This is a genomic window from Bacillus sp. FSL R5-0431, from assembly GCF_038002985.1.
In the GTDB taxonomy this organism is placed as follows: domain Bacteria; phylum Bacillota; class Bacilli; order Bacillales; family Bacillaceae; genus Bacillus.
Genome location: NZ_JBBOOG010000001.1, coordinates 721,652 through 733,843, shown reverse-complemented (window position 1 = coordinate 733,843; position 12,192 = coordinate 721,652). Strand labels below are relative to the sequence as shown.

The following is a 12,192-nucleotide window of genomic DNA, read 5'->3' as shown; positions in this document are numbered from 1 at the left end:
TGTCATTAAACCTTCCTTGAGCACATCCATTTTACATTGTGTACTAACCGTGCCTATTGGCTTATTTTTGACAAAAAGCCCGTAAAAATGACTAAATTTTCTGAAATATTGTATTCATCCCTGTTGTTTTGTTGTACAATTCTTATACTGGAGGCTAGAAATGAGGTAGAGCTGATGTATTACTTTTCAGCGGAGCAGCAGTTTAATGCTTGGGTTGTCAGTGATTTGGTGAAACAGCTTTTTCAGAAGTGGAATCCTGAAGAAGCAAAAGCAAAACCGCTTACATTGTTTGCTGAACAGCACTTTCGCATCTCCATTGATTATCTCTTTTCAATCATCATTAACATTGGAGATATCGAGTCGATTGAACAAGATCCACAAGACCTGTTGTCCTCATACTTGAATATCCTTTTTCCTTTTGTGACGCGCGATATGATGAAAGCCTCCATGCAAAATGCGAACGAATATTTGTTAAAAGAACGTGATGCGGACGTGTATCAGCTGTTTGGCTGTCTGCCGCCGCTCCTCTCTGTTGACTTCCAAAAAAGTAGTCCTCATCTATGAGATGGCGGCTGCTTTTTTGTATGTGTTTGAAAAAGACCGTATGTTTTGAATGAAAAGAAGCATCATGTTAATGTAAATCTAGGCTGCAAGTGAAAGGGAGGATTTTACATGAGTCAACAAAAGCAAATTCAATTAGCCAAACGTCCAAAAGGATTACCTACAAAAGATGTTTTTCATTTTGAAACAGTCGATATACCTGTGCCGCAAGATGGCGAAGTCTTGATTCAAACGAAATATGTTTCTGTAGATCCTTATATGAGAGGACGAATGCAGGATACAAAATCCTATACACCTCCATTCAAGCTAAATGAAGTGATTCAGGGCGGTGTTGTCGGAGAAGTCGTTGAATCCAAATCGCCTCAATTTGAAAAAGGGGATTTTGTTCTTGGATTCCTTGGCTGGCAAGAATATTCTACAGCCAAAGCTGAATCTCTGACTAAAATTGATCCATCCATTGCGCCATTGTCCTATTATTTAGGAATTTTGGGCATGCCAGGGCAAACCGCTTATTTCGGACTTCTTGCGATTGGCCAGCCAAAAGAAGGCGAGACCGTTGTCATTTCTGGAGCCGCAGGTGCCGTTGGTTCCGTTGTGGGACAAATTGCTAAGATCAAAGGCGCTCACGTCGTTGGGATTGCGGGATCTGATGATAAGCTGGCTTATTTAAAAGAGCTAGGCTTTGATGAAACGATTAATTATAAAACAACAAATGATTTAGATGATGCCATAGCAAAGGCGTGCCCTAACGGCGTCGATGTGTATTTTGACAATGTTGGCGGCGAAATTTCTGATGCCGTGATGAATCATTTGAACCGCTTTGCACGTATTCCAGTGTGCGGCGCAATTTCGTCTTATAACATTAGCGCAAGCGAGGACATCGGACCGCGTGTGCAAACAAAACTCATTAAAACAAGCGCATTGATGCAAGGCTTCATTGTTGCCAACTATTCAGATCGTTTTGAAGAGGCTGCAAGAGATCTCGCACAATGGGTAAAAGAAGACAAACTGACTTATAAAGAAACAATCATTGAAGGCTTTGACAACATTCCTGATGCATTCCTTGGACTATTCAAAGGTGAAAATGTCGGAAAACAGCTTGTCAAAATTTCATAATAAAAAAGGCCCCTCCATGTGGAAGGGTCCTTTTTTATGCCTGCTTGGGGGCAAGATGCAGCTGGCCTTGCTTATAAACAATTTCCTGAAGCGAAAGATTCAGCTTTTTCGCCATTTTTTTGAGCGTTGCATGCTCTTGAGGTGTGACTAGGCTGATGACAGCCCCTTCCTTTCCTGCGCGTCCGGTTCTGCCTGAACGGTGGATATAGCCTTCTTCGTTTGGCAGGTCGGCATGGATCACGTAAGGCAGATCGTCAATATCGATGCCTCTTGCTGCGATATCCGTTGCAAGGAGAAGCGGGAATTCACGCTGTTCAAATTCCTTTAAGATGATAGCACGCTCTGCTTTTTTCGCCTCACTATGAAGCACACCAAGGTCGACATGGTGATACGCTAATTTCTCTGCATAAATGCTTAAATTCGTAATATCACGCACAAAGACGAGCGCCTGCATGTCCTCAAGCCGTGATAGCTTTTGCAGTAATTTCACTTTATCACGCTGATCACATAACAGATAATAGTGTCCTACTTTCTGCGCTTCTTCCTCACTTCTGGCAATTTTCAATACTTCTGGTTCAGACGTCATTTGTTTAATCAGTTGAACCGTTTCCTCTTTTAACGTCGCAGAAAAACAGAGGATTTGTCTTTCTTTTAATGTGGATTTAATGATCGCTTGGATCGTTTTCATATGCTCTGGCACAAGAAGCTGATCTGCTTCATCTAGCACGACCGTTTTGACTTCGTGCATTTTCAGTTTCTTGATTTTGATTAATTCCTGTACACGGCCAGGTGTTGCGACAACGATGTTCGGGTGTTTCTTTAGTTTTTCCTGCTGCTTTTTGATGTTCGCTCCACCAATCAAGGAGACCGCTTTGATGTCTGATCCTTGTTTGAACTCTTGCACGACATCAAAAATTTGCATCACAAGCTCTCTTGAAGGTGCCAAGATTAAGACTTGCGGGTGTTTGATATTCACATCGATTTTATTTAAAAGCGGCAACACATACGCCAGTGTCTTCCCCGTTCCCGTAGGCGATTCCGCGATCACATCACGCTTCTCCGTAATCCACTCTGCTGTTTTTTCTTGTATAGCTGTTGGTTTTTCGAAGCCAGCCGCTTGAAAGTTTTCCTGAATAAATGGCTTTGCTTCTTTCAAAAATGCCCAATTTTCTATCATGTCGATCTCCTTTATCCTCATTCAATCTATCCTTTAGTATCTCAAAATCAGCTTTGAAACGCAATTTTTCTTTTGATGCTTTTATCGAGCCGGACAGTTCGATATAATCATGAGAGGCACTAGCCGTTTTGAATCTATTTGAGGTGTAAAAAATGATATTATCTGTTAAAGATTTAAGCCATGGCTTTGGCGACAGAGCCATTTTTCACGAAGTCTCCTTCCGTTTATTAAAAGGCGAGCATGTCGGCTTAATTGGCGCCAACGGTGAAGGAAAGTCAACGTTTATGAATATTATTACTGGCAAGCTGGAGCCAGATGCAGGAAAAGTCGAATGGGCAAAAAATGTCCGTGTCGGCTACCTTGATCAGCATACTGTACTAGAAAAGGGAAGAACGATCCGCGAAGTGCTTCAGGATGCATTCCACTATTTATTTTCCATGGAAGTAGCGATGAATGACATTTACGGCAAAATGGGTGAAGCCGATCCTGATGAGCTGGAAAAGCTGTTAGAGGAAGTGGGCGTCATTCAAGATGCGCTCACAAACAATGATTTCTATATCATTGATTCCAAGGTCGAAGAAATTGCGAGAGGTCTTGGGTTAACGGATCTTGGGCTGGACCGTGATGTGACGGAGCTGAGCGGCGGACAGCGTACAAAAGTATTGCTTGCGAAATTGCTGTTAGAAAAGCCAGAAATTCTCCTTCTCGATGAGCCAACCAACTATTTGGATGAGCAGCATATTGAGTGGCTGAAGCGCTATTTACAGGAATATGAAAATGCGTTTATCCTCATTTCACATGATATTCCGTTTTTAAACAGTGTCATTAACTTGATTTATCATGTTGAAAATCAAGAGCTCACGCGCTATGTTGGTGATTATGATCAATTTAAACAAGTGTACGAAGTCAAAAAGCAGCAGCTTGAAGCAGCTTATAAAAGGCAGCAGCAGGAAGTCGCTGAATTAAAGGATTTTGTTGCAAGAAACAAAGCACGTGTCAGCACAAGAAATATGGCTATGTCCCGTCAAAAGAAACTGGATAAGATGGATATGATTGAATTGGCAGCAGAAAAGCCAAAGCCTGAATTCCACTTTAAGACGGCACGGACTTCCGGGAAATTGATTTTTGAAACAAAAGATTTGGTTATTGGTTATGATGAACCGCTCTCTCGTCCATTGAATCTGAAAATGGAACGCGGGCAAAAAATTGCGTTATACGGCGCTAACGGTATCGGAAAAACGACATTGCTGCGAAGTCTTCTTGGAGAAATCACGCCAATTTCTGGTGAGGTGGAACGCGGAGAATTCCTGCATATTGGCTACTTTGAGCAAGAAGTAAAAGAGCAAAACAGCAACACTTGTATTGAAGAGGTGTGGAGTACCTTCCCTTCTTACACGCAATATGAAGTGAGAGCCGCTCTTGCAAAATGCGGATTAACGACAAAACATATTGAAAGCCGCGTGTCTGTCTTAAGCGGAGGAGAAAAAGCAAAGGTCCGTCTTTGCAAACTAATCAACGAAGAAACCAACTTACTTGTTCTCGATGAGCCGACCAACCACTTGGATGTCGATGCAAAAGAAGAACTAAAACGCGCGTTAAAAGAATACAAAGGGAGCGTCTTATTGATCTCTCACGAACCTGAATTTTATCAAGATGTTGCAACCGACACATGGAATTGTGAATCTTGGACGACAAAAGTACTTTAACAAAAAAGCCTTATATCTGCATAAGATATAAGGCTTTTTTCTATTTAATGACCTGCTTGAATATTGACGAGATGTTTACGGCCAAGAAGCAGGATGATCATGCCTAACAGAACGACAGCCGCCCCAACATAGTAAGGGGTGCTTGCTGTATAAGATTCAGCAAGTACGCCGGCAATCCAAGGAGCAATCGCGCCCCCAATAAACCGTACAGCACTATAAGAGGATGAAGCAATCGAACGTTCAACCGGCGCCGATCCCATCACAGCGGTCGTGAGCACTGTATTGATCATGCCAAGGATGCCCCCAGCAATAACAATTCCGCAGATGACGACTACAACATGTGAAGTCCATACCCCAATGCCGAATAAAATCACAGCAAATGAAGCAAACAGAACCACAAGGGAAGTCAATGTCCCAAGTTTGCGATGAATGACCGGCGCTGAGAAGACGGATGTCACGGCCAAAAATAGTCCCCATCCAAAGAAGACATAACCAAGACCATGCTCATCCAGATGAAGCACAAATGGCGAATAGGCTAAAAGCACAAAGAAACCAAAATTGTATAAGAAAGCGGCAGATGCCATCGTTAAAAGCCCTTTATATTTTAACGCCCCGACAGCCTCGAATAATTTCACCTTTTTCTGAGGCTTTTGCATCGGCGGGAGCATAAACGTAATGGCTAAAAGAGCAACAAGCATTAACACCGCAACGCCAAAGAATGGTCCGCGCCAAGAGATCGTCCCAAGCTCTCCGCCAAGCAGCGGTCCAACCGAAATCCCAAGACCTAGTGCAGCCTCGTATAAAATAATGGCCTTCGCACTTCCTCCAACAGACACACCGACAATGACAGAGAGGGCAGTTGAAATAAATAAGGCATTCCCAATGCCCCATCCGCCTCTAAAGCCGATTAATTCATTAATCGTTGAAGAGGTACCGCCTAAAGCAGAAAAGACAATAATAAAAATAAGTCCTATTAATAACGTCCATTTCGCACCAATCCGACTAGAGATAAAGCCGGTAAAAAACATGACAAAGCCGGTCACAAGTAAGTAGCTCGTAAATAAAAGAGAGACCTGACTTGGAGATGCATCTAATTGTGATGCAATGGCTGGCAAGATCGGGTCCACAAGTCCTATCCCCATAAATGAAATCACACACGCAAAGGCAACAGCCCAGACGGCTTTCGGCTGCCTAAGCAGACTTGTACGCTGTTTCAACACTTCTTCTTCCTTCATTCCATCAGAACCTTTCCTTCAAATGTTGACAAAATAAAATAAACACGCAGAGGTGTTTATTTTTGTAATTGCTCAATTGCATGAGCCGCTCTTTCTTTCATCGTTTCAAGATCCTTTTTAAAAGATTGAATCGTTTCAAGCTTTTTTGTAATCAATTGATGCTGTACAGACAGCTGCGCCTCAATATCTAACAGCTTCTCTAATCGTTCCTTCGGATCAAGCGACAGCAAGTAACCCTCTTTATTCAGCTCAAGCTGCTTTCCTATTTCCATAAACGATTGAAGCTCTTGTAAAGAAAATCCAAGTACCTCTTTTGCCTGCATCACTTTCTCTAGTTCTTCCATGTCGTCCTCTGAGTAAAGTCTGACACCGCCCTCTGTCCGCTTTGGTGCTGATAATAAACCAATCTCTTCATAGAAACGTATCGTCCGTTTAGTCAGTCCGCTTCTTTTCGCCACTTGATCAATTTTCATCCATTCCATTGCCAGTGCCTCCTGCTCATCAATTCATGATTTATTATACACCTTTATAACCTTAACGTAAACGTAAATGTTTGCACTCTTGATTTTTCTCGTGTTTTGATGCAAAATAAATAGTAATAATTACGATTTAAAGGAGGGATCTCATGTTTTCTTTTCCACCCAAAAAAGAACGACACCAACAATTCGGATCTGTACCACCAAGCCTTGGAACGAAGCCCCCTCAAAAAGAGAACATGACTGACATCCAAAAGACGGAGCAGGACTTTTATTTTCATCTTGAACAAGTCGGCATCTGCCGCGTGTCTTATCCTGTACGAATTTTGTCTAAAACGGCACCGCAGGACCAAATAACTTCTGCTGACTTTGCACTGAGTACCTCCCTGAGAGCTCACGAAAAAGGCATTCATATGAGCCGTCTCACTGAACAGCTGCACTCGTTTTACGAAAGCGGCAAGCCGCTTGATGTGAATAGCTTAAAAGCATTGACAGCAGCGCTTGCCCGTCAGATGAATCAGTCATCTGCCTCGGTTCAAGTTTTCTTCCCTTGGTACATGGAAAAGCAAAGCCCAGTCACCGGGAAATCGGGTTTGATGCATGCGACAATCACATATGACATTCATTTTCATGAAAAGGATGGATGGACCTGTCATATTGGCTGCGATGCACAAGTCACCACATTATGTCCTTGTTCTAAAGAAATTAGTGAATACGGTGCACATAATCAGCGCGGCTCTGTTTCCATTCAGGTAGAGTTGTTTGAACAAGCATCATTCCCTAACGACATGAAAGCAGCTCTTTTACATATCATTGAGTCCAATGCGAGTGCACCGCTCTATCCTGTGCTTAAAAGACCTGATGAAAAGAAAGTGACAGAAGAGGCTTATGAAAATCCACGCTTTGTAGAAGATCTCACAAGGTTAATGGCCATCGAATTATATGAGCAGCCATGGGTCAGGGGCTTTCAAGTCGAGTGTCGTAATGAGGAATCCATTCATCAGCATGATGCCTATGCGAAATGCTCTTATCAAAAAAACCTGTAGATCAACTCTACAGGTTTCTTATTTCTTAGTCATGACTCTCTAATTCCTCAATCATCAGCGATAGTTCTGTCCAGCGGTCCATTGCTTGTTCTAGTTCTTCAGCAACGGCTTTTTGTTCGTCCATCAGCTCTTGAATTTTTCCAAAATCACTGCCTGCCTCCGCAATGCTGGATTCAAGCTGCTGGTGTTTTTCCTCTAAAGCCTGTATCCGGTCTTCAATTCCGTCCCATTCAAGCTGGTCTTTATAAGAAAGTTTTTTTCTCTTTTTAGGTGCCGCTTCTACTTGTTTCTCAGCAGGCTTTGTCTCTGTCCGCTTCTGCTCTTTTTCTTGCTCCATGTAATCGCTGTATGCACCTTGGTAGTGTGAAATGCGGCCATTTCCTTCAAAGACAAGCAGACGGTGAACCACTCGGTCTAAGAAATAACGATCATGCGATACGGTCATGACAACGCCAGGAAACTGTTCTAAATAATCCTCTAAAATGCTGAGGGTCTCCGTATCAAGATCGTTCGTCGGCTCATCTAAAAAGAGAACATTTGGTTCTTCCATTAAGACTTTCAATAAATACAATCTGCGGCGTTCTCCCCCTGACAGCTTGCGAATAAACGTCCTCTGCATGGATCTTGGGAATAAGAACCGTTCCAGCATTTGCTCTGCTGTCACTATGGCACCATCAGATGTCTTGACGATCTCAGCTGTTTCCTTGATGTACTCAATGATGGTCAGTTCTTCATCCATTTCCTTGTGATCCTGCGTGTAATAGCCAATGCGAACGGTTTGTCCAATGGTCAATTGTCCTGTAGTCGGTTCTATTTTACCCGCTAGACAGTTAAGAAGAGTCGTTTTGCCGACTCCATTCGGTCCGATAAATCCAATCCGGTCGCCCGGCACGACTAAATCTGTAAACCGCTCCACAAGGGTCTGGCCAGCAAATGAAATTGATAAGTCTTCTGCCTCTATGACTTGTTTTCCTAGGCGGTGCGAGCCGATAGCGAAATCAAGCTCTCCTTTCGCATCAGGCCCTTTTTGATCCATCAGCTCTTCGGCTCTGCCAATGCGTGCTTTCTGCTTCGTCGATCTTGCTTTTGCCCCTCTTCTCAGCCATGCAAGTTCTCGTCTGAGTAAGTTTTGACGCTTCGTTTCTTTCACCTGAGCTTCTGCTTCTCGTTCGGCTCTTTTTTCTAAAAAGACTTCATAATTTCCTTTATACGTATAGAGCTGCCCTTGATTCAATTCATAAATTCGGTTGGCCACACGGTTTAGGAAATAACGATCATGCGTCACCAGAATGACAGCACCGCTGTATTGACTCAAATATCCTTCGAGCCATTCAATCGTTGCATTATCGAGATGGTTGGTTGGCTCGTCTAAAATCAGCAATCCCGCGGGCTGAATTAAATTTTTAGCAATCGCGACACGCTTTTTCTGTCCGCCTGATAATGCATGAACAGAGCGGCTCACATCTTTGACACCAAGCTTTGTCAAAATCGTTTTTGCTGACAGGTTCGCATCCCATGCATCTTCCTGATCCATTCGATTTTGCATGCGCATCAGCGCTTCTTGTTTTGCTTCATTTTGGGGATCATGCTCTAAATCGGCTAGCGCCTGTTCATATGCCTTCATCGTTTGAATCATGGGTGCCGTTCCAGAAAAAATGTAATCAAGAATCGTTTCATTCCCGCTCATTTCAGGGTCTTGCTCAAGAAATTCGATATCAAGTGTCCCTGCCTTCGTGATGTCACCCTCCTCAAACGATTCAAGTCCTGCAATGACCTTTAGGAGCGTTGACTTTCCTGTTCCGTTTGGTCCAATCAATCCGATGCGTTCCCTTGGTTCTATATGAAAAGAAATATGATCAAACAGCGTTTTCTCGCCATAGGTTTTATATAATCCTTCAACATTCAATAAACTCATTTTTATCAGCCCTTACATAGATTCTCCCTTTATTTTAAATCAGCCAGTAGCAGAAAACTAGTTTTAAAAAAACCCGCTGCTGAAAAGAATGTTTCCTTTTGCTGCTCGATACACTATGAAGAGGTGATCTAAAGATGGTAACCATTAGCTTATGTATGATTGTGAAAAATGAAGAGGAGGTGTTAGCGGACTGCCTTTCCTCTGTCCAAGACATTGTAGATGAGATGATCATCGTTGATACAGGGTCAACAGATCGTACGAAGGAGATTGCTCACTCCTTTTCAGCACAGGTACTTGATTTCGAATGGGTTCAGCACTTTGCAAAAGCCCGCAATTTCGCTTTCTCACATGCAACGAAAGAGTATATTTTATGGCTTGATGCTGACGATGTTCTGCTTGAAGAAGACCGTCAAAAACTTCTTCAGCTCAAAGAGACACTTGATCCTTCGGTGGACGCCGTCTCGATGTTTTATCATGTGGGATTCGATGAAGACGGTCAGGTGAATTTTAAATATAGAAGAAATCGCCTTGTGAAGCGTGCCTTGAACTTTCAGTGGTACGGGGCCGTACATGAGTTTCTTCAAGTGTATGGCAACATCTTTCCAGCCGATATAGCCGTCACACATCAAAAGCGCAAGAAAACAACCACTGGTGAGCCCGGGCGCAATCTTCGAATTTATGAAGACATGCTCGCAAAAGGAGAGGACATGACGCCACGTGATCTCTTTTACTTTGCCAATGAATTAAGAGATAACAGGCAGCATGTCAGGGCGATTCGTTTTTATCATGAATTTTTAGCGACAAAACAGTGCTGGATTGAGGATGAAATTCGCACATGCCAATATTTAGCCGACTGCTATTATGCGGTAGGCTTCGAGGAAGCGGCTTTATCCTCATTATTACGTTCTTTCTTATACGATCAGCCCCGTCCAGAATTTTGCTGCCGGATCGGGGATCATCTAAAAATACAAAATAAACATCAGGCAGCGATCTTTTGGTATGAGCAGGCGCTGAAGGCTCCTGAAAACGAAACAGCCTTCACACTCACACAGTATAAAACGTGGTATCCACATCTCCAGCTTTGCTATTGTTATTATCAGCTCGGCGATTTGGAAAAAGCCAAGACACATCACCTTGCCTCCTCCGCCCATTACCCCACTCATCCAAGTGTGCTGTTCAATGAAAAAATATTTGCTGAACAGACATAGATCCCCCGTCACCACATCCGCCTTCCACCTGCCAGCGGATGTCTCTTTTTATGCACAAATTCGATTGTGATGTTTAATACTTTAATGATTTAAAGCGTTTTTCAACCAATTGACTAAATTGTCAATTACGCATATACTAACATTCGTCTTACGAAAAGATTTATCCATTAGGAGGTCAACATGAGTTCTTTATTTCGAAAAAAGTCTCTCGACCAGCTCATGCTTGAAAGTCAAACGAAGCGGCTTAGCCGATCGTTAAATACGTTTGATTTAATCTTGCTTGGCATTGGCTGCGTGGTCGGGACTGGTATCTTTGTGATTACGGGGGTTGCGGCAGCAAAGGATGCGGGACCTGCGATTATTATATCTTTTATTTTGGCTGCGATCGCATGCGCCCTTGCTGCTTTTTGCTACGCTGAATTCTCCTCGTCCATTCCTGTGTCAGGAAGCGTCTATACGTATTCCTACGCCACACTTGGGGAATTTCTCGCCTTCTTAATGGGCTGGGATCTCATGCTTGAATATGTCATTGCGCTCTCTGCTGTAGCAAGTGGATGGTCGTCCTATTTTCAATCACTGCTCAGTGGATTCGGTCTGCACATACCGAAGGCTTTATCAGCTGCACCTGGAGCCGCTGATGGTGCCGTCTTTAACCTTCCAGGCGCACTTATTATTTTACTCATCACCTTTATCGTCTCAAGAGGCGTCAAAGAAAGCACGAAGCTGAATAACATCATTGTGTTAATCAAAATTGCCATCGTCCTTCTCTTTATCATTTCAGGCTTTGCTTACGTCAAACCTGAAAACTGGACACCCTTTATGCCGATGGGCTTTGAAGGAGTAATCGCAGGCGCGGCAACAGTCTTTTTTGCTTATCTCGGATTTGATGCGATCGCCAATGCATCTGAAGAAGTCAAAAATCCGCAAAAGGCGATGCCGATCGGCATTATCGGGGCGCTCGGTGTTTGTACCATTTTATACATCGGTGTGTCCTTTGTCTTAACCGGCATGGTTCACTATACGAAACTGAATGTCAGTGACCCTGTCGCATTTGCTCTTCAAGTCGTTGGCCTTCATAGTGTGGCAGGTATCATATCAGCCGGTGCAATTATTGGGATCACAACGGTTTTAATTGCCTTGGTCTATGCGCAGGTTCGCTTAACCTTTGCGATGAGCCGTGATGGACTCATGCCAAAAATTTTCTCAAATGTTCATCCAAAATCGCAAACACCTGTTGCCAACACTTGGCTGACAGGTGCTGTCGCAGCATGTATCGTAGGTTTTGTGAATTTATCGACGCTTGCGAATTTAGTGAGTATCGGTACACTTGCAGCCTTTACGGTGATTTCAATTGCCGTCATCGTTTTACGGAAAAAGCACCCGAATGTCAAAGCAGCGTTTAAAGTGCCATTCGTGCCTGTTCTTCCGATTATCAGTGCGGTCATTTGTATCACACTTGCGACGACCCTTTCATGGGTGACTTGGAGAGCCTTCCTTATCTGGGTAGCCATTGGTGTCGTTGTTTACTTCACCTATGCAAGACGAAAAAGCCATCTTAATGAAACACATTAGAAAAGAGACACGGGGTTTCCCGGTCTCTTTTTTTTGCTTAAATCACGCTGTTTTTGGCTGAATTTGAGTCCACCATGTCTGGATCTAACACGCTTATTACACGCCAAAGGACACTCACAGCAAAAAATCCACACCACCACCGAAGCCAAAAGAAACAAAAACACCGACGGTCTCGATTCG

At 43.3% G+C, this 12,192-nt stretch carries 10 protein-coding genes; 6 read left to right on the top strand and 4 right to left on the bottom strand.

The window, feature by feature from the left end; genetic code table 11:
• Positions 1 to 174 precede the first annotated feature (174 nt).
• A complete protein-coding gene (locus MKZ03_RS03505; RefSeq protein WP_003214189.1) occupies positions 175 to 564 on the top strand; it encodes a YfmB family protein in 390 nt (129 codons plus the stop codon).
• Between the two features lie 108 nt (positions 565 to 672).
• The gene (locus MKZ03_RS03500) at positions 673 to 1,677 is read left to right on the top strand and encodes an NADP-dependent oxidoreductase (protein WP_060595742.1); all 1,005 of its coding nucleotides are present in this window, start codon (positions 673 to 675) and stop codon (positions 1,675 to 1,677) included.
• 34 nt (positions 1,678 to 1,711) lie between these two features.
• On the opposite strand, the gene MKZ03_RS03495 is transcribed toward MKZ03_RS03500, so the two are convergent.
• Positions 1,712 to 2,854 carry a DEAD/DEAH box helicase gene (locus MKZ03_RS03495; protein WP_034664534.1) on the bottom strand — a complete coding sequence of 381 codons (1,143 nt, stop codon included), beginning with the start codon at positions 2,852 to 2,854 and terminating at the stop codon, positions 1,712 to 1,714.
• Between the two features lie 152 nt (positions 2,855 to 3,006).
• On the opposite strand from MKZ03_RS03495, the gene MKZ03_RS03490 reads away from it, so the two are divergent.
• A complete protein-coding gene (locus tag MKZ03_RS03490) occupies positions 3,007 to 4,560 on the top strand; it encodes an ABC-F family ATP-binding cassette domain-containing protein (RefSeq protein ID WP_334750900.1) in 1,554 nt (517 codons plus the stop codon).
• 44 nt (positions 4,561 to 4,604) lie between these two features.
• Here the strand turns inward: MKZ03_RS03490 and MKZ03_RS03485 are convergent, their stop codons facing one another.
• Positions 4,605 to 5,795, bottom strand: coding sequence for an MFS transporter (locus MKZ03_RS03485; RefSeq protein WP_066031184.1), 1,191 nt, complete (start codon positions 5,793 to 5,795; stop codon positions 4,605 to 4,607).
• Positions 5,796 to 5,851: 56 nt separating this feature from the next.
• Complete coding sequence (locus tag MKZ03_RS03480) at positions 5,852 to 6,277, bottom strand: MerR family transcriptional regulator (protein ID WP_034664543.1); 426 nt, start codon at positions 6,275 to 6,277, stop codon at positions 5,852 to 5,854.
• A gap of 143 nt (positions 6,278 to 6,420) precedes the next feature.
• Between MKZ03_RS03480 and folE2 the strand changes: the two genes are divergently transcribed.
• The gene (gene folE2 / locus MKZ03_RS03475) at positions 6,421 to 7,317 is read left to right on the top strand and encodes a GTP cyclohydrolase FolE2 (protein WP_341030946.1); all 897 of its coding nucleotides are present in this window, start codon (positions 6,421 to 6,423) and stop codon (positions 7,315 to 7,317) included.
• Between the two features lie 25 nt (positions 7,318 to 7,342).
• Here the strand turns inward: folE2 and MKZ03_RS03470 are convergent, their stop codons facing one another.
• The gene (locus tag MKZ03_RS03470) at positions 7,343 to 9,232 is read right to left on the bottom strand and encodes an ABC-F family ATP-binding cassette domain-containing protein (protein ID WP_341030945.1); all 1,890 of its coding nucleotides are present in this window, start codon (positions 9,230 to 9,232) and stop codon (positions 7,343 to 7,345) included.
• 134 nt (positions 9,233 to 9,366) lie between these two features.
• Between MKZ03_RS03470 and MKZ03_RS03465 the strand changes: the two genes are divergently transcribed.
• Both MKZ03_RS03465 and MKZ03_RS03460 read left to right on the top strand, forming a co-directional pair.
• On the top strand, positions 9,367 to 10,440 hold the full coding sequence (locus MKZ03_RS03465; protein WP_034664551.1) for a tetratricopeptide repeat-containing glycosyltransferase family 2 protein: 1,074 nt from the start codon (positions 9,367 to 9,369) through the stop codon (positions 10,438 to 10,440).
• A 180-nt stretch (positions 10,441 to 10,620) separates the two neighbouring features.
• A complete protein-coding gene (locus tag MKZ03_RS03460) occupies positions 10,621 to 12,012 on the top strand; it encodes an amino acid permease (RefSeq protein ID WP_034664554.1) in 1,392 nt (463 codons plus the stop codon).
• Positions 12,013 to 12,192: the final 180 nt, after the last annotated feature.